General features: G+C 56.7%; 22 protein-coding genes. 11 read left to right on the forward strand and 11 right to left on the reverse strand.

What is annotated here, in order from left to right:
- The first annotated feature begins 33 nt into the window (after positions 1-33).
- The 3 genes from cobS to AB4Y96_RS17430 are packed head-to-tail and all read left to right on the forward strand — an operon-like array spanning position 34 to position 3950.
- On the forward strand, positions 34-1020 hold the full coding sequence (gene cobS, locus AB4Y96_RS17420; RefSeq protein WP_091879970.1) for a cobaltochelatase subunit CobS: 987 nt from the start codon (positions 34-36) through the stop codon (positions 1018-1020).
- 13 nt (positions 1021-1033) lie between these two features.
- Positions 1034-2932, forward strand: a complete 1899-nt coding sequence (gene cobT / locus AB4Y96_RS17425; RefSeq protein ID WP_441918699.1) for a cobaltochelatase subunit CobT — start codon at positions 1034-1036, stop codon at positions 2930-2932.
- A 1-nt stretch (position 2933) separates the two neighbouring features.
- Positions 2934-3950, forward strand: coding sequence for an esterase-like activity of phytase family protein (locus AB4Y96_RS17430; RefSeq protein ID WP_441918701.1), 1017 nt, complete (start codon positions 2934-2936; stop codon positions 3948-3950).
- Here the strand turns inward: AB4Y96_RS17430 and AB4Y96_RS17435 are convergent.
- Together AB4Y96_RS17435 and rpmB are read right to left on the reverse strand one after the other, a co-directional pair.
- Positions 3923-4573, reverse strand: coding sequence for a queuosine precursor transporter (locus AB4Y96_RS17435; RefSeq protein ID WP_091879975.1), 651 nt, complete (start codon positions 4571-4573; stop codon positions 3923-3925). The two genes, AB4Y96_RS17430 and AB4Y96_RS17435, sit on opposite strands and share 28 nt — an antisense overlap.
- 88 nt (positions 4574-4661) lie before the next feature.
- The gene (gene rpmB / locus AB4Y96_RS17440; protein WP_091879976.1) at positions 4662-4961 is read right to left on the reverse strand and encodes a 50S ribosomal protein L28; all 300 of its coding nucleotides are present in this window, start codon (positions 4959-4961) and stop codon (positions 4662-4664) included.
- Positions 4962-5223: 262 nt separating this feature from the next.
- Here rpmB and AB4Y96_RS17445 point away from each other — a divergent pair, with 262 nt between their 5' ends.
- Positions 5224-6030 (forward strand): DUF3108 domain-containing protein, encoded by an 807-nt coding sequence (locus tag AB4Y96_RS17445; protein WP_441918704.1) that lies wholly within the window; start codon positions 5224-5226, stop codon positions 6028-6030.
- A 72-nt stretch (positions 6031-6102) separates the two neighbouring features.
- Entirely contained in the window at positions 6103-6936 is an 834-nt protein-coding gene (gene yddG / locus AB4Y96_RS17450; RefSeq protein ID WP_244518319.1) for an aromatic amino acid exporter YddG, read from the forward strand.
- Here yddG and AB4Y96_RS17455 read toward each other — a convergent pair.
- Positions 6933-7367, reverse strand: a complete 435-nt coding sequence (locus tag AB4Y96_RS17455) for a cupin domain-containing protein (RefSeq protein ID WP_441918706.1) — start codon at positions 7365-7367, stop codon at positions 6933-6935. The genes yddG and AB4Y96_RS17455 overlap by 4 nt on opposite strands.
- Positions 7367-8137, reverse strand: a complete 771-nt coding sequence (gene gloB, locus AB4Y96_RS17460; RefSeq protein ID WP_441918708.1) for a hydroxyacylglutathione hydrolase — start codon at positions 8135-8137, stop codon at positions 7367-7369. The genes AB4Y96_RS17455 and gloB overlap by 1 nt, the downstream gene beginning before the upstream one ends.
- A 159-nt stretch (positions 8138-8296) precedes the next feature.
- Here gloB and AB4Y96_RS17465 point away from each other — a divergent pair, with 159 nt between their 5' ends.
- On the forward strand, positions 8297-9046 hold the full coding sequence (locus tag AB4Y96_RS17465; protein ID WP_441918710.1) for a class I SAM-dependent methyltransferase: 750 nt from the start codon (positions 8297-8299) through the stop codon (positions 9044-9046).
- A gap of 219 nt (positions 9047-9265) precedes the next feature.
- Here the strand turns inward: AB4Y96_RS17465 and metW are convergent, their stop codons facing one another.
- Complete coding sequence (metW, locus tag AB4Y96_RS17470) at positions 9266-9880, reverse strand: methionine biosynthesis protein MetW (protein WP_091879986.1); 615 nt, start codon at positions 9878-9880, stop codon at positions 9266-9268.
- Positions 9877-11064, reverse strand: a complete 1188-nt coding sequence (metX, locus tag AB4Y96_RS17475; protein WP_244518275.1) for a homoserine O-acetyltransferase MetX — start codon at positions 11062-11064, stop codon at positions 9877-9879. Before metX ends, metW begins: the two co-directional genes overlap by 4 nt.
- 215 nt (positions 11065-11279) lie before the next feature.
- Here metX and hisC point away from each other — a divergent pair, with 215 nt between their 5' ends.
- Positions 11280-12386, forward strand: a complete 1107-nt coding sequence (hisC, locus tag AB4Y96_RS17480; protein ID WP_441918713.1) for a histidinol-phosphate transaminase — start codon at positions 11280-11282, stop codon at positions 12384-12386.
- Between the two features lie 3 nt (positions 12387-12389).
- Positions 12390-13322 (forward strand): prephenate/arogenate dehydrogenase family protein, encoded by a 933-nt coding sequence (locus AB4Y96_RS17485; protein ID WP_441918715.1) that lies wholly within the window; start codon positions 12390-12392, stop codon positions 13320-13322.
- A gap of 291 nt (positions 13323-13613) precedes the next feature.
- Here the strand turns inward: AB4Y96_RS17485 and AB4Y96_RS17490 are convergent, their stop codons facing one another.
- Positions 13614-14633, reverse strand: a complete 1020-nt coding sequence (locus AB4Y96_RS17490) for a DUF2125 domain-containing protein (RefSeq protein WP_441918717.1) — start codon at positions 14631-14633, stop codon at positions 13614-13616.
- Positions 14634-14697: 64 nt separating this feature from the next.
- On the opposite strand from AB4Y96_RS17490, the gene AB4Y96_RS17495 reads away from it, so the two are divergent.
- On the forward strand, positions 14698-15225 hold the full coding sequence (locus tag AB4Y96_RS17495) for a gamma-glutamylcyclotransferase (RefSeq protein WP_441918719.1): 528 nt from the start codon (positions 14698-14700) through the stop codon (positions 15223-15225).
- A 198-nt stretch (positions 15226-15423) separates the two neighbouring features.
- Here the strand turns inward: AB4Y96_RS17495 and AB4Y96_RS17500 are convergent, their stop codons facing one another.
- From AB4Y96_RS17500 to ftsE, 4 genes are all read right to left on the reverse strand, one after another.
- Positions 15424-16209, reverse strand: a complete 786-nt coding sequence (locus AB4Y96_RS17500) for a lysophospholipid acyltransferase family protein (protein WP_441918721.1) — start codon at positions 16207-16209, stop codon at positions 15424-15426.
- Positions 16210-16276: 67 nt separating this feature from the next.
- Positions 16277-17005 (reverse strand): YdcF family protein, encoded by a 729-nt coding sequence (locus tag AB4Y96_RS17505; protein WP_244518277.1) that lies wholly within the window; start codon positions 17003-17005, stop codon positions 16277-16279.
- A 96-nt stretch (positions 17006-17101) separates the two neighbouring features.
- On the reverse strand, positions 17102-18100 hold the full coding sequence (locus AB4Y96_RS17510; protein ID WP_441918723.1) for a cell division protein FtsX: 999 nt from the start codon (positions 18098-18100) through the stop codon (positions 17102-17104).
- Entirely contained in the window at positions 18093-18752 is a 660-nt protein-coding gene (gene ftsE / locus AB4Y96_RS17515; RefSeq protein ID WP_091880275.1) for a cell division ATP-binding protein FtsE, read from the reverse strand. The genes AB4Y96_RS17510 and ftsE overlap by 8 nt, the downstream gene beginning before the upstream one ends.
- A gap of 327 nt (positions 18753-19079) precedes the next feature.
- On the opposite strand from ftsE, the gene AB4Y96_RS17520 reads away from it, so the two are divergent.
- Together AB4Y96_RS17520 and hpt are read left to right on the forward strand one after the other, a co-directional pair.
- Positions 19080-19286, forward strand: coding sequence for a hypothetical protein (locus tag AB4Y96_RS17520; RefSeq protein WP_139210434.1), 207 nt, complete (start codon positions 19080-19082; stop codon positions 19284-19286).
- 90 nt (positions 19287-19376) lie between these two features.
- Positions 19377-19913, forward strand: a complete 537-nt coding sequence (hpt, locus tag AB4Y96_RS17525; RefSeq protein ID WP_091880003.1) for a hypoxanthine phosphoribosyltransferase — start codon at positions 19377-19379, stop codon at positions 19911-19913.
- Positions 19914-19918: the final 5 nt, after the last annotated feature.

Below are 19918 nucleotides of genomic sequence, written 5' to 3' on the forward strand. Positions count from 1 at the left end.
TGCGTCTGCGCGTGCAGTCGCGCTGGAGGCATGATGAATAAGGTTGATCGCGATATTGCGAATTTGCCGGATACAACGGTTTCTGCCGCAAAGCTTTTCGGATTTGATACCGACATGATGGTTCCTGCCTATAAGGCAGGTGATGCATATGTACCGGAAACCGATCCGGATTATCTGTTCGACAAGCAGACCACGCTCGCCATTCTGGCCGGGTTTGCCTTCAACCGACGCGTCATGGTGTCCGGTTATCACGGCACAGGTAAATCAACCCATATCGAACAGGTCGCCGCCCGCCTCAACTGGCCATGCGTGCGCGTCAATCTTGACAGCCACGTCAGCCGTATTGATCTTGTTGGCAAGGATGCGATCGTCGTCAAGGAAGGCATGCAGATCACGGAATTCCGTGATGGCATCCTGCCATGGGCCTATCAGCACAATGTTGCGCTGGTGTTCGACGAATATGATGCGGGTCGCCCCGACGTTATGTTCGTGATCCAGCGTGTTCTGGAATCCTCCGGCCGCCTGACCCTGCTCGATCAGAGCCGCGTTATCCGTCCGCACCCGGCTTTCCGCCTGTTCTCAACGGCAAACACCGTTGGTCTCGGCGATACAACGGGTCTTTATCACGGCACGCAGCAGATTAATCAGGCGCAGATGGATCGTTGGTCCATCGTGACGACCCTCAACTATCTGCCGCATGACAATGAGGCTGCAATCGTTCTGGCAAAGGCCAAGCACTACCAGAACAAGGAAGGCAAGGAGATCGTCTCGAAGATGGTTCGCGTTGCCGACATGACCCGTGCGGCCTTTATCAATGGTGATCTGTCGACGGTGATGAGCCCGCGTACGGTTATCACCTGGGCCGAAAATGCCGATATCTTCAAGGATGTCGGCTTTGCGTTCCGCCTGACCTTCCTCAACAAGTGCGATGAACTGGAGCGTCCTATCGTTGCCGAGTTCTATCAGCGCGCGTTCGGCAAGGAACTGCCTGAGTCAACGGCCAACGTGGTCATAGGCTGAGCGTCATCAGAGCATGGCGGGACCCGGAGACAATTCACGCACAAATCCGAAAGGTCCGGTTGATTCCGAGCCTTTCAAGCGCGCGGTTACGGCCTGCATGCGGGCCATTGCCGGCGACCATGAGATGGAAGTCGGATTTGGCAATGATCGTCCGGCGCTGACAGGGCACCGGGCGCGCTTGCCCGATCTGCCAAAACGCCCCACGGCGAACGATATTGCGGTGACCCGCGGCATCGGCGATTCCATGGCCCTGCGCAAGGCCTGCCACAATGACCGTGTCCATGCGACGCTGGCGCCTGAGGGCAAGCAGGCGCGGGCGATTTTCGATGCGGTCGAACAGGCGCGCGTCGAGGCTATCGGCGCGCTGCGCATGGATGGCATGGCTGAGAATCTGACCTCCATGCTCTCAGACAAATACTCTCGCGCCAATTTCCCTGCTATTACCGACAAGGCCGAAGCGCCGCTGGAAGAAGCAATTGCGCTCATGGTGCGCGAGAAGCTGACGGGCCGCAAAGCGCCCGAGTCGGCTGGGAATGTCGTAAACCTCTGGCGTGACTGGATTGAGGAAAAAGCTGCGGCTGACCTTGAACATCTCGGTGCCAAAATCAACGATCAGAATGCCTTTGCCCGGGTTGTGCGTGAAATGCTGGCTTCCATGGAGATGGCTGAAGAGCTGTCACAGGAAAGCGAGCAGGACGACGAGCAGGAAAACAACGACGACGCGCCTGAGCCCGAAGAGAACAATGAGGGCGGCTCCGACGAAGATCAGGGCAGCGATGCCTCCGAGGATGATGATTCGGAAAGCGCCAGCGATGACAGCCAGTCGGGTGAAACCGAAGCGGCGGATGCTTCGTCGGACGATATAGATGATGACGCGGATACGGATGCGGAAATGCCCGGTGAGGCGCGCCGTCCGAATCAGCCTTTCTCCAATCTTGGCAGTGAGAGCGGCTATAAGGTCTTCACGCAGGAATTCGACGAAACCACCGATGCGGAAGAACTCTGCGACGATGCGGAACTGGAGCGCCTGCGCGCATTCCTTGATAAGCAGCTCGCCAATCTTTCCGGTGTCGTCGGGCGTCTGGCAAACCGTTTGCAGCGCCGCCTGATGGCGCAGCAGAACCGCTCGTGGGATTTCGATCTGGAAGAGGGCTATCTCGATCCGGCGCGCCTTGTGCGCGTTGTCATCGATCCGACCCAGCCGCTTTCCTACAAGCAGGAACGCGATACGGATTTCCGCGATACGATCGTCACGCTGCTGATTGATAATTCCGGCTCCATGCGTGGCCGCCCTATCACGGTTGCGGCGACCTGTGCTGATATTCTGGCGCGCACGCTCGAACGTTGTGGTGTGAAGGTCGAGATTCTCGGCTTCACCACCAAGGCATGGAAGGGCGGTCAGGCGCGTGAGGCATGGCTGGAGCGCGGCAAACCCGCCAATCCCGGACGCCTCAACGATCTGCGCCACATTGTCTACAAGCGTGCTGACGCCCCATGGCGCCGCTCACGGCGCAATCTCGGCCTGATGATGCGTGAAGGGCTCTTGAAGGAAAACATCGATGGCGAAGCCCTGATCTGGGCGCACCAGCGTTTGCTGGGACGGCCTGAACAGCGCAAGATCCTGATGATGATTTCTGACGGTGCGCCTGTTGATGATTCCACCCTGTCGGTTAACCCAGGCAATTATCTTGAGCGGCATCTGCGCGCGGTCATTGAAGAGATCGAAACACGCTCGCCGGTCGAGCTGATCGCTATCGGTATTGGCCATGATGTGACGCGGTATTATCGCCGTGCCGTGACCATCGTCGATGCGGAAGAATTGGCGGGTGCCATGACCGAACAGTTGGCTTCGCTGTTTGAAGAGCAGGAACAGCGCCGCGGTGCCGGTAGATCATCTGCGCGGAAACGTTAGCATGAACCGTATTGCGCTGATCTTGCGGCGCATACGGTTCTTACCCGTCCTTGCCATTCTGGGTGCGTTGCCATCCCTTGCGCAAACAAATGCCGTTGCAACGGCAGTGGTCACAGCCCGGCCTGTCTCCTATTTCCGCATCGGTTCGACCGAAACCCGCTTTGGCGACCTCGAATTTGTTGGCGGTCTGGAACTGCGGTCAAACAATGGCAATTTTGGCGGCATGTCGGCGTTCCGCTATCTCGATCAGGGCAAATCCTTTCTCGGCATCACCGACACAGGATTCTGGTATGCGGGCGACATGCAGCGGGATGCAAAGGGTGTTCCAATCTCCGTCAGCGATTTTCGTCTGGCCCCGATTCAGGATGCCGGAGGCAATGCCGTTGAAGGCAAACGCAATGCGGATGCGGAAGGCATGGCCGTATCAGGCAAAACGGTTACGGTCTCGTTCGAGCGTATCCACCGCATTGCCGAATTCGATCTTGATCTGAAGGATTTCGCCTCACGACCGAAAGATTTGCCGCTGCCTGTTCCGAAAGCCGAACTGCGCAACAATCGCGGTTTTGAAACGGTCGCCTACGCACCTGCGGCGAGCCAGTTGAAGGGCGCGCGGGTCGCGGTTACCGAGAAGAGCATCAACAAGGCAGGCGATATCTATGCCGCTGTGCTGGAAGGACCCGGCAGGGGTATCTTCTTCGTCAAGCGGCTGGATAGTTTCGATATCAGCGACGGGGATTTTCTGCCTAATGGCGACCTGCTGCTGCTGGAGCGCCGGTTCAATCTTGCCAGCGGCGTCATGTTGCGCATCCGCCGGATTGCCGCTGCCGATATCAAGCCGGGTGCGACTGTGGATGGTCCGTTCATCCTTGAGGCCGATATGCGCGATCAGATCGACAATATGGAAGGGCTGGCTGTCTGGCGGGCCGGGGATGGCTCGACCCGCATCTCAATGATGTCCGATGACAATACGTCGATCCTGCAGAGAAATCTCTATTTGGAATTCCGGTTGGCCGAATAGATTGCGGGGGCGAAAATGGCAAGGATCGCGCCATAGGGCACCAGCATCACCACCGCCATGACAATCTTTACCATCAGGTCACCGAAACCGAGTGAAGCCCACAGGGGTATCATCTGGCCAAGGAACGGCACAGGCATGGCCAGTGACGAGTCGGCCTGTCCCGTGGCCGCATCGATCCATGCAAATTGCGCGGCAAAGGCGATGGAGAAGAACAAGAGCGTATCAAGCAATGAGCCGAAGACCGCCGATGCAAATGGCGCTTTCCACCACGTCAGTTGACGGAGCTTGCTGAACACCGTGATGTCGAGCAGTTGCGCGCAAAGAAATGCCGTGCCCGATGCGATGGCGATGCGCGGCGTTGCCAGCCAGATCGACAGGATCACCGCAATGAAGAAACCGGCATAGACGACCTTGCGAGCGAATTCCGGCCCAAAACGGCGGTTCGACAGATCATTGACCAGGAAGGCGATGGGATAGGTGAAAGCCCCGTAGGTCAGGATTTCGCCCAATCCGAAATGCTGGAATGGATACTGCACCAATATGTTTGATGCTGCCACCACTGCACACATGGCGAGGACGGGGAGAATGAAATCTGACAGGGTATAGGCGCGCGAAAGCGGCATTTTTTTATCCTGGGTAATGGAACCAGCAACAATAAGGCCAGCATGCGCTGGCCTCAAGCGATTATGATTTTAGAACCGTGTTGCCCGATCAGGCAGCAACAGGCGCTTCAGCCGACTTCTTGGCAATCTGGCGCTTCAGGAGGCGGGCACGCTGTGACAGCTCCTTCTCGTCAGCCTTGTTCAAGAATGCATCCAGACCACCGCGATGTTCAACGGTGCGCAGGGCATGGGCCGAAACACGCAGACGGAAGCTCTGACCGAGAGCTTCGGAGATCAGCGTAACGTGGCACAGGTTTGGCAGGAAGCGGCGGCGCGTTCTGTTGTTCGCGTGGCTCACATTGTTGCCGTACTGTACCGATTTAGCGGTCAATTCACATGTGCGGGACATTTGGGTCTCACCTTCAAAATTCATTACCTATAGCCCGAATGTTCTTTTTACCATCACACGTCGCCGTGCAGCGGCGCGCTTATCGGACAGGCGGCCTATTGGGAAGTCGCGTTTCTATAGTGATATGAGCCGCGCGCGTCAAGTGTGCTTGTGCTCTGGTTTTGTGTATTTAACCGACCTCGCGTAATGTTTAACACAACTTTGCCTGCTTTGTACGGTCTCACCACAGGCAATTCTTACATATACGACTTAGGAGCAGGACATGACTGGTCCCATTCAGCGGCCCGGCTACAGGAATACAGTGTTGGCTGCGGCGTCATTATTGGCGATTCTCTGTGCAGTGCCCGCCAGCGCAGAGGAAATCTATAAATCCGACTACCGGGTTTCCCTGCTTGGCCTGACAATCGCCAAGTCGTACTTCACGACCCGCGTTGCTGACGGTGCCTATGAAGTCTCGGGCAGTTTGCGCAGTTCAGGACTGGTTACTGTGTTTGACGACACCAAAGGTACGATTGACGTCAAAGGTCAGTTTGCCAAAACCGGAGCAGTGCCCAATTCCTATGTGGTCAAATACCGGCATGGCAAGAAGGACAAGAGCACTTCGATTGCCTTCGCCAAGGGCAATGTGACCGAGACCACCAATGTTCCGCCCGTTCAAAAGAAAGACAAATGGGTGGAGCTTGCGCCTGAGTCCCTGCTGGGCGCCGCAGACCCGATTTCCGGCGTCATGGTCGCAGCCGATAGCATCGGTCAGGTCTGCACCCAGACTTTGCATCTTTATGACGGGCAGACGCGGGTGGACCTTAAACTTTCTCCCGTGGGCGCTCCACAACCGTTCTCTACCAAAGGTTTCAAGGGCGATGCGGTCACCTGCTCGGTCAAATTCATTCCCATTGGCGGCTACCGGCAGGGCCGCGATGCGATCGAATATCTGAAAAACAAGAGCAAGATCAGTCTCACCTTTGCATCGCTGGGCAAGTCCGGTATCTATTCGCCCGTGCAGGCAAAGATCAGCACGCAGATTGGGACGGTTACCGTTTACGCGACCCGTTTTGAAAAGATGCAATAGAAGCGGCAGGGGCGCCGCTCTTTCCTAGTGGGGCGGCGCGTGGCTACGGTTGTCGGTTTTCTTGCGGTTATCATGTGGGCGATGCTCGCGCTTTTCACCGATATGTCGGGCAAGGTGCCGCCGTTTCAGCTGACAGCCATGACATTTGCCATTGGCGCCAGCCTTGGACTGATTTCATGGCTCTGGCGGCCGGGTGCAGCAAAGCATCTGCGCCAACCGGCAAAGGTCTGGCTGCTCGGCGTTGGCGGCCTGTTCGGCTATCATTTCCTGTATTTTACCGCCCTGCGCAATGCGCCCACAGTTGATGCGAGCCTCATTGCCTATCTCTGGCCGCTGTTCATCGTGGTCGGCTCGGCGCTGATGCCGGGCGAGCGCCTGCGCTGGTTTCATGTGGCGGGAACATTGCTCGGCCTTGCCGGTACGGTGCTGATCATCACCAAGGGCGGTAATGTCGGCTTTGAAGCCAGATATGCCTTTGGTTACGCGATGGCCGGGCTCTGTGCGATCACATGGGCTGCCTATTCGCTGCTGTCGCGGCGCTTTGCCAGTGTGCCCACCGATGCGGTGACAGGCTTCTGCCTGGCAACGTCTGTTTTGTCGCTGATTGCGCATTTGCGGCTTGAACAGACCGTATGGCCCGAATCGCCAACGCAATGGCTGGCGGTGCTTGGGCTTGGGCTTCTGCCTGTCGGTGCGGCGTTCTATTGCTGGGACTTTGGCGTCAAGCGCGGCAATATTCAGGTTCTGGGCGCGTTGAGCTATGCATCGCCGCTTTTGTCGACGCTGGTGCTGATCATCGCCGGCGCCGCAGAACCAACTGTTCGTGTTCTCGTGGCCTGTCTGCTCATCACCCTTGGCGCGGTGCTTGCCGCCAAGGAGATGATCTTGCGCAAACCGAAGCCTTAGGGCTGCCAGCCCAGTTCGGCCAGTTCGAACTGGGCAAACTCAAAGCCCGGCGCAACCGTGCAGCCGACAAGCGTCCAGTCGCCAAGAGATTTGGCCGTCTGCCACTGCCCGGCGGGAACGACGGCCTGCGGGCGTTCACCGGCGAGAAGATCAAGCCCGAGCGTGTGGGTTTCGTGCGGGCCGCCTTCTTCGGCAATGGTGAGCGCCAACGGTGCCCCGCCATACCAGTGCCAGACCTCGGCCGCATCCTTCACCCGGTGCCATGCGGACACTTCACCCTTTTCCAGAAGAAAATAAATGGCCGTGGAATGTCCGCGCCCGCCGACCGGCCAATCACCCTGATTGTCACGGAAAGTCTGGATATAAGCACCGCCCTCCGGATGCCGTTCCAGCCCCAGTGCCTTGCGGATTTGATCTGCGGTCAATGTCATCAAAAATTATCCTTCCGCTTGCGGATTTCAGTGAAAACAGCCTCGTCGCTGGCATTTTCCAGTTTCAGGTTTCGACGGATTGCCGGATCGTGCCAGCGCAGGAATGGATTGGTGGCCATTTCCCGCAGGATGGTGGTGGGCAGTGTCGGCAGCCCCGCTTCACGCAAGGCATAGATTTCTTTGGCTCGCTCTTTCAGCGCCGAATTATCGGGGTCAATTGTCAATGCGAACCGCGCATTGCTCTCCGTATATTCATGGCCGCAATAGATCTGTGTATCGACCGGCAGCTTGACCAGATGGTTCAAGGATTTGAACATGGTGGCCGGTGTTCCCTCGAACAGGCGCCCGCAGCCAAGCGAAAACAGCGTATCGCCGGTGAAGACGACCTTGGCATCGGGAATATAGTAGGAAATCTCGCCCGCCGTATGGCCGGGTGTCGAAATAACCTCGACGTCAAAATTGCCGAAGCGGAAATGGTCGCCGTGCTTCAGCGCGCGGTCAATGCCCGGTATATTGGCCTTCTCTGCATCAGGGCCGAGGATTTCCAGCTTGAAACGCTTTTTCAGCGCCAGATTGGCACCGACATGATCATTGTGGTGATGGGTCGAGAAAATATGCGTGAGTTTCCAGCCCCGGCGTTTCAGGGCTTCCAATACGGGCTTTTCTTCCGGCGCGTCGATGGATGCGGTGAGATTGGCGTCGGGATCGTGGATCAGCACGCCGAAATTATCGCTGAGCGCGGTGAATTGTTCTATCTGGAGGTTCGACATGGGAGGGCCTGTGCGGTTTGAACTTTGCCGTCAGGATAGCCAGCTGTCTCCAAGGTGCAACCCATCTTCAAGCCATTTTCTTGATGTTATGATTTGCTGTCTGGAACAACGGATATTCCAATGGTTCCATTTGAATATCCGTTGCTCTAGGCTGATCTCATGCATCTCGACATTATCGACCTTCGCGCCTTCTATGCTTCCACTCTTGGTCATCTGACCGAGCGGGCGATTTCCATGGCTCTTATGCCGATCTGGCCGAAATTGCCGGGGGAGCGCCTCGTCGGTCTTGGCTATGTCGTGCCCTATCTCGACCGGTTTCGCGGCGACACGGAGCGGACCTTTGCCTTCATGCCCGCCGGGCAGGGGGCGATCAGCTGGCCGCCGGCCGAAGCCTCATCCACGGCGCTGGTTTTTGAAGAAGACCTGCCACTGCCTGACTCCGCCGTGGACCGTATTTTGATGGTGCATGCGCTTGAGCATGCGGAAGACCCGCGCGAAACTTTGAAAGAAATGTGGCGAGCGCTCGCGCCTAATGGCAGGCTTGTTATTGTCGTGCCAAACCGGCGCGGGCTCTGGGCGCGTTTCGAGCATACGCCGTTCGGCAGCGGGCGGCCCTATAGCCGCGGGCAGCTGATCCGTATTTTGCGGGAAACCAATTTTACGCCGGGACCATGGGCAGAAGCCTTGTTTTTTCCGCCATCGTCGAAGCGCTGGATAATGCGCCCTTCCGGATTGTTCGAGCGGATCGGGCGGCGTTTTTGGCCGGTGTTTTCGGGGGTGCTTATCGTGGAAGCACAAAAGCGAATTTATCAGGGGCTGCCGGTCGCCAAGCGTTCATCACGCCGTGTTTTCGTGCCTGTGTTGTCACCGCAAGGTACAGCGATGCATCATAAGCCTCATGAAGACTGAGTAGTTTGCGTCAGCATTGTGCGTGGTTCGTGGTTCGTGGTTCGACAAGCTCACCATGAGGGAGATGGGGGATGAACGATAATCGCAAAGATCGCAGATCACAAAGGTTGTAGAGATTGCAATTCACAAAAGTTGCAGAACTTGACTCCCTTTCATCACCTCTCTCCCTCATGGTGAGCTTGTCGAACCACGAACCACGAACCACTCAACCCGCAGTGCTCAACGTCTCAGCAAAAACACCGCCTGTTGCCCAAAGAGGTTCCAGAAGCCCCAAGGCATATTAAACCCAAGCCGCTGCCCCAATGCATTCAGGGCCACAGCCGTTTCCACTTGCGCGCCGACTTCCTTTGTCATGTCGACAAAATCGTTGATGGTGCAGAAATGGATATTGGGCGTGTCGTACCAGCTATAGGGCAGTTCTTCCGTCACCGGCATGCGGCCATTGACCAGCAGCGAAGCGCGCATGCGCCAATGGCCGAAATTCGGGAAGGATACGATAGCCTTTTCGCCGATACGCAGAAGTTCGCTTAAAACATTCTTCGGATTGCGCGTGGCCTGCAATGTCTGCGACAGGATTACATAGTCAAAGCCGTCATCGGGATAATATTTCAGATCGCTGTCCGCATCGCCCTGAATGACCGAAAGACCGCGCGCCACGCATTCATTGACACCCTTCTGCGACAGTTCAACGCCGCGCCCGTCGACATTCTTGGTGTTCTGCAACAACTCAAGCAATTGGCCATCATCGCAGCCAACATCAAGCACCCGTGCGCCGGGGTTGACCAGTGATGCGATGACGTCGAAGTCGACGCGGGTGGTGGTGTTGATGCTCATGGTTGCAAAAGCCCCTTGGCGCGCGCTGCGGAGCGAATGAAACCATTGATGGCCGAAAACATCTCAGGCTCATCCAGCAGGAAAGCGTCATGGCCGCGATCCGTCTCGATTTCAACGAAGGATACGGATGCACCGGCAGCATTCAGCGCATGGGCAACGGTGCGGCTTTCGCTTGTCGGGAACAGCCAGTCGCTGGTGAAGGAGACAATGCAGAACCGTGTCTTTGACCCGGCAAAGGCCTCGGCCAGCCGCCCCTGATGCTCCGCCGCCAGATCGAAATAATCCATGGCGCGGGTCATATAGAGGTAGGAATTGGGATCGAAACGATCGACGAATGACATGCCCTGATGGCGCAGATAGCTTTCGATCTGGAAATCTGCATCAAAACCAAAGGTCACATTCTGCCGGTCCTGCAGGTTGCGTCCGAATTTGCGGTGCAGGGCCGTTTCCGACAGATAGGTGATATGCGCCGCCATGCGGGCCACGGAGAGGCCTTTGCGCGGGATGGTGCCTTGTTCCAGATAGCGGCCTTCCTTCCACTCAGGGTCCGCCATGACTGCCTGACGGCCTACTTCATGGAAGGCAATGTTCTGCGAGGAGTGCCGGGCACCGGTGGCAATGGCAACAGCAGAAAAAACCCGGTCGGAATGGCTGGATGCCCATTCGAGCACCTGCATGCCGCCCATGGACCCGCCGACGACAGCAAACAACTGTTTTATGCCGAAATGGTCGACCAGCATCGCTTGTGCCCGCACCATATCGGCAATGGTGATGATCGACAGATCAAGCGCATAGGGCGCGCCCGTGGCGGGATTGATAGAGGCTGGGCCTGTGGAGCCAAGACAGCCGCCAAGCACATTGGAACAGATAACGAAGAAACGGTCCGTATCCACAGGCTTGCCGGGTCCCACAAGCGTCTCCCACCAGCCATTCTTGCCGGTCACAGGATGAACGTTTGCCACATGCTGGTCGCCTGTTAGCGCATGGCAGATGAGGATGGCATTCGACTTGTCTGAATTGAGCTCACCGTAGCTCTGATACGCGATGCGGAATGGTGAAAGCACAACACCGCTATCGAGACGCAACGGCTTGTCGGCGCCAAAATCCACCACAGGACTATGGGGATTTGTCGCTTCCTGACTTCTCTGGTCGTTACCGGCGGGCGCTTTGTTTGGCTTGGTCATGTTCACATGGTTATATCTTTATGGGTGGTTAGCTATGGTCGCGCTACCCGCAAAGTCAATGGTTTCTTTGATTTTCGAGGCCGCGTGTCGCAAGTTGGGCTCGACATCGGGCCTATTGGCGGTTATGCCCCGTGACTTGAGCCTTTCCTGTTTGGACAGAAAAGGCGCGCCTGCGATGACCATCGATTTCAACGATGCTACGGATCTTGAGAATCATGACAACCACATTGAAAGACACGCGTCCTACTCCGAAGCCCGGTATTCTTGATATTGCCGCCTATACGCCCGGCAAGGAATCGGCCCCCGGCGTTGCCAAGGTCTATAAGCTCTCTTCCAATGAAACTCCTCTGGGCGCGAGCAAGCACGCGACCGAGGCCTATCATGCTGCCTCTGAGCGCCTTGAAATCTATCCGGATGGTCAGGCTGCGCTGCTCAAGAAGGCAATTGCCGATGTTCATGGCCTGAACGCCGATAATATTCTGTGTGGCAATGGCTCGGACGAACTGCTTGGCCTGTTGTGCCAGACCTATCTCGCACCGGGTGATGAAGCCATTTATACCGAGCACGGTTTCATGGTGTACAAGATTTACATCATGGCCGCTGGTGCAACGCCGGTTATCGCCAAGGAAAAGAATGAGCAGGCGGAAGTCGACGCCATTCTTGCCGCGGTGACACCGCAGACCAAGATCGTGTTCCTCGCCAATCCGAATAACCCGACCGGCACCTATATTCCGTTTGGAGAAGTGCGGCGTCTGCATGCGGGCTTGCCAAAGAATGTACTGCTCGTGGTCGATGCGGCCTATGCGGAATATGTGCGCCGTAATGATTACGAAGCCGGTGTCGAACTCGTTTCGTCATTTGAAAACGTCGTGATGACCCGCACCTTTTCGAAGATCCATGGCCTTGCAGCCCTGCGTATCGGCTGGATGTTCGCGCCAGCACATGTCATCGATGCTGTTAACCGCATCCGTGGTCCGTTCAACCTGAATTCCGCCGCTATCGCTGCCGGTGCTGCGGCTATCCGCGACCGCGCGCATGTGGATAAGGCAGTCGCTTTCAACGAAAAGTGGTTGCCATGGCTAACGGATGAACTGTCGGCACTGGGCCTGCGGGTAACACCGTCGGTTGGCAATTTCCTGCTCGTCCATTTTCCTGACGGTGCGGCGAAGTCAGCGGAAAAGGCCGATGCCTATCTCACCAGTCGAGGCTATATTTTGCGCCGCGTTACGGGCTACGGATTCCCGAACGCGTTGCGCCTTACCATTGGGTCCGAGGAAGCCAATCGCGGCGTAGTCGCTGCACTCTCCGAATTCATGAAGTAGCAAATGTCTAAAATTCATTTCGATACAATTGCACTGATCGGCATTGGTTTGATCGGTTCGTCGCTGGCGCGCGTCATCAAACGCGAAGGTCTGGCGGATCACATCGTCATCTCAACCCGCAGTGAAAGCACGCTGAAACGCGCAGAGGCGCTTGGCCTTGGTGACAGCTACGTCCTCGACAGTGCGCAGGCCGTCGGGAATGCTGATCTCGTCATCATTTCCGTGCCCGTCGGTTCATCCGGTGCCGTTGCCAAACATATTGCCGGATCGCTGAAACCGGGTGCAATCGTCACCGATGTCGGTTCGACCAAGGGCTCGGTTATCGCGCAGATGCAGCCGGAGCTGCCTGCAAACGTCCATTTCATTCCGGGCCACCCACTGGCGGGTACGGAATATTCAGGCCCGGATGCGGGCTTTGCCGAACTCTTCTCCAATCGCTGGTGCATCCTGACCCCGCTAGAGGGGACTGATCCTGTGGCGCTCGACCGGCTGACCAAATTCTGGGAAGCCTGTGGTTCGCGTTTGGATACGATGGATCCCACGCACCATGACCGGGTGCTGGCTATCGTTTCACACCTTCCGCACATCATTGCCTACAACATTGTCGGCACGGCAAGTGATCTGGAAGAAGTGACCAATTCGGAAGTGATCAAATATTCCGCTTCCGGCTTTCGCGATTTCACCCGCCTCGCGGCTTCAGACCCGACCATGTGGCGCGATGTGTGCCTGCATAACAAGGACGCAATCCTTGAAATGCTGGCGCGGTTTTCCGAAGATCTCGCTTCATTGCAGCGGTCAATCCGTTGGGGTGATGGCGACGCGCTGTTCGATCTCTTCACCCGCACCCGCGCTGTCAGACGTGGGATTATCGATGCGGGTCAGGAAGTGGATGCGCCTGATTTTGGTCGGCAAAAGGCGAGTGCTTCAGGTTCTTGATGTAGTGAGGATGTAGGCATTGGCTGCATGACTGTGGTGCTTGGTGCACAAGCTCAGGAAGCTCGCCGGTGCTTTACCAGCGCTCCGGCGTTGATTTGAGGTGTTCACCCCCCTCTGTCCTGTCGGACATCTCCCCCACAAGGGGGGAGATCACATTGACATGAACGCTTTCCCACAACAGGAAACGTTGCAGATTGTGCAAAGGCGGCAATACAGCTGATCTCCCCCCTTGTGGGGGAGATGTCCGACAGGACAGAGGGGGGTGAAGTATCGCAGCCAACCTCTTTACCCTCACAATGAAGGCAAGCGCCCGATACTGATGAAGCCCACCGACATCTTCCCGTTTTTCACCGTGACGGGAAGGGTTGGGGCGCCGCTTGCGTCCTTTGGCACAAAGGCCATGGCCTGCACCACGGATGAAATGATCTTTTCCTGACCGGGGAGCACGGACTTGACCGTACTGGCAACGCTTTCAGGATTGCGCATGGTTATCTTGAAATCACCGCTGATACGGCCATCATCTGCAACGGAAAACGGTCCTGAAATAGCAATGCCGCTACCATCGGGCAAAGCGAGATCAACACGGCGCAGCATGCCGGACTGTCCGCGCAGGACCGACAGATCGCGTTCCGGCTTGCCGATCAGGGCAAAACCGTTTGCCAGCTGGATATCGGCTGCGCCAGTCAGTTCCGGCAAAGGCTTGTCGTAAACGGTGTTGTCGGCAATTTTCAGGCTGCTGAAAGACAGGGCGATGTCCATAACAGGCTCGATGGCGCGGAAATGCAGCTGGCCATCCTTCAGCGTTGCCAAGGGTGTAGCTGCACCAGCTGGATTGTGCTGGTTGATCACGACATTGCGCCCCTCAACCGAGAGACGGCGCGGGATCGGCTTATCAAGCCGAACGCTCGATTTGAGATTGTCCCAATTCAGATCAAGCGGTGCCATACCCGGCACGCTGACCGAGGCAGGGCTGTCAACCTCGCTGACGATGTGGAATGGCGCATAGATCTGCGCGGCCGAGCGAAAAGCACCCGTATGAACTGAGACATTCTTGGCCTGATCGACCCATGAAACGCTGGAGCAGTTGAGGCCAAGGCGGAAAGGATAACCACTGGCCCCGGCATTTTCGCAGGCGGCATTGATGCCCTTGGCTTGCAGACCGGCAATATTGGTGGCAACGCGCGTTTCCAGCATATTGGCGAGATAATACCATCCACCCGTATAGAGCAGGCCAACGATGACGATACCTGCGGCAAGGAAACGGATGCGCCTTCCGGCATTGTAGCTTTTGTCTGATGTCCTTGACGTCATGGTCCGTGTCTCGCTATCGGTCAGTAAAGAAGCTTCGCATCGAAGCACAGCTATCAGGACGGATATGGGCGATTTTTGGGTCTTTGGCTATGGTTCTCTCATGTGGAAGCCCGGCTTTGCACATGTTGAAACGATGCATGCGCGGCTTCATGGCTACCGGCGGGCGCTTTGCGTGCATTCCTATGTGCATCGCGGAACGCCAGAGCGTCCCGGACTGGTGCTTGGGCTTGATCATGGCGGTTCATGTCTCGGCCTCGCCTTCCGGGTTCCCGGCGATCTCGAAGAGGAGGTGGTCGCCTATCTGCGCGAGCGGGAACTGGTGACGAATGTTTATCTGGAAAAGCGGCTGGCGGTGCGTCTCAAAGACGGGCGCAAGGTCGAAGCGCTGACCTATGTGGTCGACCGCAAACATGTGCAATATGCCGGCGCGTTAACCGTGGAGCAGGCTGCAGCCATCGTGCGCGGTTCGGTTGGCCAGTCAGGCCGCAACGAGGACTATGTGCACAGCACGCTGGAGCACATGCGCAAAATGAATATTCGTGACCACTGGTTTGAAACGCTGGTGGCTGCAGTTGATAGCAAGCAGGGATAGGTGCAAATTTAGGGTGCTTGGTTCTTGGTGCGTGGTTCGACAAGCTCACCATGAGGGAGGGGGGTGATGAAGGCGAGCCAAGTTCTGCAATGTCTGCGATTAGCCTTGCATCCTCACTCTCCCTCATGGTGAGCTTGTCGAACCACGAACCACGCCCCCCACCAAGAATTGCACATGCAAGGTGGGTTCATCCCCCACTCAGATCGTCACCCCAAGTTCCTTCAGCCGCTGCACTGCTGTTGGCGGCATAGGCGGTGGATTGTCAGACCGTGCGGCTTCAATCAACAATTCATCACAGGCGGCTTCCGTCACCTCCTGCAGCTTTCGCAGGAAGGCCTCCGCATCCAGACCCGGTTGGATCGGGGGCAGGATGCGGCAGCGGATTGTGCCGGGAAAGCGCCGGAACTTGCGGCGCGGCCAGTATAGACCGGCGACATGGGCAATCGGCAAAACAGGCACACCAAGTTCGCTGTAGATATGCGCCACGCCATATTTATAGGCGGGCGGTGCGCCGGGGGCCGTGCGTGTGCCTTCCGGATAGATCATCAGCTGGCGTCCTTGCGAAACCGCGTCCCGCGCACCCCGGACAGCCGCCTTCATGGCAACGGAGCGCTTGCCCCGGTCAATCGGCACCATCTTCATCTTGAGAATGTACCAACCGAACAGCGGTATCCACATCAACTCGCGTTTGAGGATGTAAACCGGATCGGCAATCTGCGGCAGGAACGCGTAGGCATCCCAGAAGGACTGGTGCTTTGGGGCGCAGATATAGGGACCGTCAGGGATATTCTCGAGGCCTTCGACCACATGATCAGTGCCCGCCAGTACCTTCTGCAACCAATGGTTGGACTTCGCCCAGTTCTTCGGCACGCTCCACGCATTTTTGCGGGGGCTGAGGAAATAGTAAGGGGTGAATATAATCATCTGAACAATCAGATTGATATAAAAGGCGATGTTGAAAACAATTGATCGGATGATCGTCATGGGGGTCCCGGTCATGGCGGTTGGATAGGTCTTCGTTACAGCAAGTTGACCTCGCCGTGAACCACTATCAGGCGTCTTTGACCCAACGGACGAGGGTTTGTGTGACAGCCGATAGATTATCCGGCAGAGCCGACCGAATGACAGCACCAAGATATTTTACATATTCGACCACAAGCACGCGCACCACCTGACCACGGGCCAGCCAGTCGCCGTTGCGCAAATCGCTGTTGACGATGGGGTAGGGGATGAATTCGATATCCTGCGAGGCGCGTCTGAGTTCAACCAGCGTGCGGGGCATGTGGTAATTATTGGTGACCACGATGACGCGGCTATAGTGATTGGCCTTGGCCCATTTGATGCTTTCGGATGCATTGCCGATTGTATCCATGGCGGATCGGTCGATATCGACGCAGCATTCAAACAGGGTGGCATCGCCGCGCGTCACACGCTGCAATTCGCCGCGTTTGGTCGAAGGATGCACGCCGCTGATGAAAAGCCGCTCGCCACGTTTGTTCTTGAGGAGATCGAGAGCGCCTTCAATGCGCGAATAGCCACCGGTCAGGACGACAATACCATCCGCCGGTTCAACCAGATCCGGTGTCTGCATGGTGCTGACATGATCGCTGAAAACAATGAAGCCGCCGAGGAAAAGGCCGAGCGCCAGAACCCCGAGCAAAAAGAATGGCCGGGCAATCCGCTTGCGCAGCGCAGACGCGATCCCACCTGTGCGGCCTTCTGGGCCTGCGGGTGGTTGATTGCTGCTGTCGTTCGCGCCTTCCATTTTCGGGTCACGCATTGCCTTGTTCGTGGGTCATGTTACCGGGAGCTTATAGGCCTTGCCGGCAAACCTCCCCTAAATTTTTGTCGTCAAATTGAATCGAATCGGCGGGGTTCAGTTATCGTGACTTTCGCCAGCCCTTCCATCAACCTGCCGCAAATGCGCTATGACTGTCATTCGTGTTGTAATCATGGTCAAAACACTGACTGCAAGTATGATCAGGACGACGCCGGTATAGCCGCCCGAACCGATGGAAAAGTTGCCAAACAGGGCTGTGGCCTGATCGGCTTCCGGGGTTGCCAGATTACGCGACGACCACCAGCCGATGATCAGGAAGATCAAAATGGCCAGCGCACCGCCGCATAAAGCGCCTTTCAGGGCAGTCCAGAAAAAATGCCGCTCGAATTGCCGCGCGACGAATTTCTGTTCCGCGCCGATAAAATGCAGCACTTCGATGATGTGACCATTACCGGCCATGGCGCCGCGCGTGGCAAAAATAACCGTCAGAACCGTCGCTGCGACCACCAGTCCAAGCACTGCCATGCCGATCAGAACCGTGGAACGGGCCATGGAGACAAGCCGGTCGACCCAGTTGCGGTGATCATCGAAACTGGCGCCGGGAACGTTTTTCACAAGCTCGCTGCGCAGTGTGGCAAAATCCGGCGGGGAGGCTTCATCAAGGCTCACAACCACGAGCCGGGGAACCGGCAGATCATCAATGTTAAGCCCGGTGCCGAGCCATGGCTCCAAGAGCCGTGCCGTTGCCGCGCGGTCAATCACACGGGTTGATTTAACCCCGGCAAAGCCTTCTGCCAGCTTGCTTGCCTGCACCAGCAGCTTTTCCATGTCCTGTCCCTCGACAGGGCGGATCTGGATGGTGGCTTCAGTGGAAATCTGGCTTTGCCATGTGGCGGCTGTCGATTGGACAAGGCTGACCGCTCCAATGGTCAGGCAGGCGAGGAATGTCATGATGGCGATGACAATCATCAGCGCATGACCGACGACGTTACCCGCCGGGACAATTGGCGCTTGACCCGTCTTGCCACGCACAAACTCTATTGCCCGGTCCATGAGATCGAGGGCCAGTACCCGGAGGCGGGCGACATCAATCATAAATATCGAGCCTCCCCTGATCCAGAATCATGCGCCGGGCATTGACCTGATCCATAAGGGTGAGATCATGAGTGGCGATGACAACGGCCGTCCCGGAACGGTTAAGCTCGCCGAACAGGCGAAGCAGGCGGCGGGCCAGCGGCGGATCGACATTGCCTGTTGGCTCGTCGGCCAGCAGGATTTCCGGCTGGTCGATGAGCGCGCGTGCGATGGCGGCGCGCTGCTTCTCGCCGCCCGACAGAACAGGCGGCAGAACATGCATCCGCTCGCCCAGGCCGACCCAGTGCAGCAGCTCTTCGACCTCGGCGCGATAGGTCGCCTCTTCCTTGCCGCGCACCCGCAGTGGCAGGGCGACATTCTGATAGGTCGTCATATGATCGAGCAGACGGAAGTCCTGAAACACCACACCGATCCGGCGGCGCAGCATCGGCATTTCTTTCGATGAAATGGTGGCAATATCCTTGCCGAAAACCGTGATAAGGCCGCGTGTGGGCTTGAGGGTCATGAACAGCAGACGCAACAGCGAGGTCTTTCCAGCGCCCGAAGGGCCGGTCAGAAACTGGAACGAGCGGGGTGAAATATGGAGGCTGACATCACGCAGAACCTCCGGGCCCATCCCGTATCGTAAACCGACATTCTCAAAACGAATCAAGCGAGACTTTCCAAGTTTTTCATCCAAGCGTGTTTTATTCAGCGCGGACGGATTTGACCACCCATCAATCGCCGCATCGGTTCGTCGAAACATTAATTATTGAGCGGTAGATTTGGGCCATGATTCGGAGGAACATGACTGCAACATGGCAGAGCGACCGGAAAATGCATGATTGCACGATTTAAAACGACCAGCGGCGATTGCGCCTCGCATATCGGACCCTCCCTCCACTTCGACAAAGGCGGAGCGGAAGATGCAATGTATGAGTCACTGTCGCCCCAGATTTTACAAGGCATGCCATTAGCAGGATCACCTGCAAACAATCGTATGGCAATTCTACAAAAGTCGCAGCAGGCGGATGCGCGCATGCCCGGCTTTGCCTACTGGCTGCTGGTACTGCTGGTTGCCGCGTCAACCTTCTGGATTTGCGGCGGATATGTATTGTTCAGCCCGCCATATAGCGTCAAGCCGCATGTATCAGGGTCAACAGCGCTTGATCTGTCGCAGCAACGCTATTCCGTCACCGGGCATTGATTTCCTTTCCAACAGTCGTTCAGCTTTTGCTTTTCTGGCTGATATCGGGCTATAGGGAGCCTCACTTGTCGGAAAATCAGGAAAAGTTGCATGCCGAAGGTTGGCGAGAAAAATATCGATGTTCTGTTCAGCGCCGAGACGATTGCCGCGCGCAATCTTGAGCTTGCCGAGGACATCGTCGCAAAGCATTTCGACAATCTGCTTGTCATCTCGATCCTCAAGGGATCGTTTATTTTCGCCGCCGATCTGATCCGCGCCATGCATGATGCGGGTGCCGAGCCCGATGTGGAGTTCATCACCGTCTCCAGCTATGGCAAGGGCACGGAGAGCAAGGAAGTGCGGCTCTTGCGCGATATTGACAGCGATGTGCATGGCCGTGACGTGCTTCTGATCGACGATATTCTGGAATCAGGCAAGACGTTGAAATTCACGCGCGAACTGATGCTGGAACGCGGCGCGCGCAGCGTTTCCATTGCTGTTCTGCTCGATAAGAGCGTGAAGCGCAAAACCGATATCGAAGCGGATTTCAAGGGCTTTGAATGCCCTGATTATTTCGTTGTCGGTTATGGCATGGATGTCGGGCATTCGTTCCGGCAGTTACCCTATGTGGGTGTCGTGCGCGACTGATCCCG

Source organism: Phyllobacterium sp. TAF24 (assembly GCF_052113785.1).
Lineage (GTDB): Bacteria > Pseudomonadota > Alphaproteobacteria > Rhizobiales > Rhizobiaceae > Phyllobacterium.

What these genes read in the sequence shown, in the direction of transcription:
- cobS (WP_091879970.1), top strand. Translation starts at nt 34, where the DNA reads ATGAATAAGGTTGATCGCGATATTGCGAATTTGCCGGATACAACGGTT.
- cobT (WP_441918699.1), top strand. Translation starts at nt 1,034, where the DNA reads ATGGCGGGACCCGGAGACAATTCACGCACAAATCCGAAAGGTCCGGTT.
- AB4Y96_RS17430 (WP_441918701.1), top strand. Translation starts at nt 2,934, where the DNA reads ATGAACCGTATTGCGCTGATCTTGCGGCGCATACGGTTCTTACCCGTC.
- AB4Y96_RS17435 (WP_091879975.1), bottom strand. Translation starts at nt 4,573, where the DNA reads ATGCCGCTTTCGCGCGCCTATACCCTGTCAGATTTCATTCTCCCCGTC.
- rpmB (WP_091879976.1), bottom strand. Translation starts at nt 4,961, where the DNA reads ATGTCCCGCACATGTGAATTGACCGCTAAATCGGTACAGTACGGCAAC.
- AB4Y96_RS17445 (WP_441918704.1), top strand. Translation starts at nt 5,224, where the DNA reads ATGACTGGTCCCATTCAGCGGCCCGGCTACAGGAATACAGTGTTGGCT.
- yddG (WP_244518319.1), top strand. Translation starts at nt 6,103, where the DNA reads ATGTGGGCGATGCTCGCGCTTTTCACCGATATGTCGGGCAAGGTGCCG.
- AB4Y96_RS17455 (WP_441918706.1), bottom strand. Translation starts at nt 7,367, where the DNA reads ATGACATTGACCGCAGATCAAATCCGCAAGGCACTGGGGCTGGAACGG.
- gloB (WP_441918708.1), bottom strand. Translation starts at nt 8,137, where the DNA reads ATGTCGAACCTCCAGATAGAACAATTCACCGCGCTCAGCGATAATTTC.
- AB4Y96_RS17465 (WP_441918710.1), top strand. Translation starts at nt 8,297, where the DNA reads ATGCATCTCGACATTATCGACCTTCGCGCCTTCTATGCTTCCACTCTT.
- metW (WP_091879986.1), bottom strand. Translation starts at nt 9,880, where the DNA reads ATGAGCATCAACACCACCACCCGCGTCGACTTCGACGTCATCGCATCA.
- metX (WP_244518275.1), bottom strand. Translation starts at nt 11,064, where the DNA reads ATGACCAAGCCAAACAAAGCGCCCGCCGGTAACGACCAGAGAAGTCAG.
- hisC (WP_441918713.1), top strand. Translation starts at nt 11,280, where the DNA reads ATGACAACCACATTGAAAGACACGCGTCCTACTCCGAAGCCCGGTATT.
- AB4Y96_RS17485 (WP_441918715.1), top strand. Translation starts at nt 12,390, where the DNA reads ATGTCTAAAATTCATTTCGATACAATTGCACTGATCGGCATTGGTTTG.
- AB4Y96_RS17490 (WP_441918717.1), bottom strand. Translation starts at nt 14,633, where the DNA reads ATGACGTCAAGGACATCAGACAAAAGCTACAATGCCGGAAGGCGCATC.
- AB4Y96_RS17495 (WP_441918719.1), top strand. Translation starts at nt 14,698, where the DNA reads ATGGGCGATTTTTGGGTCTTTGGCTATGGTTCTCTCATGTGGAAGCCC.
- AB4Y96_RS17500 (WP_441918721.1), bottom strand. Translation starts at nt 16,209, where the DNA reads ATGACGATCATCCGATCAATTGTTTTCAACATCGCCTTTTATATCAAT.
- AB4Y96_RS17505 (WP_244518277.1), bottom strand. Translation starts at nt 17,005, where the DNA reads ATGCGTGACCCGAAAATGGAAGGCGCGAACGACAGCAGCAATCAACCA.
- AB4Y96_RS17510 (WP_441918723.1), bottom strand. Translation starts at nt 18,100, where the DNA reads ATGATTGATGTCGCCCGCCTCCGGGTACTGGCCCTCGATCTCATGGAC.
- AB4Y96_RS17520 (WP_139210434.1), top strand. Translation starts at nt 19,080, where the DNA reads ATGGCAATTCTACAAAAGTCGCAGCAGGCGGATGCGCGCATGCCCGGC.
- hpt (WP_091880003.1), top strand. Translation starts at nt 19,377, where the DNA reads ATGCCGAAGGTTGGCGAGAAAAATATCGATGTTCTGTTCAGCGCCGAG.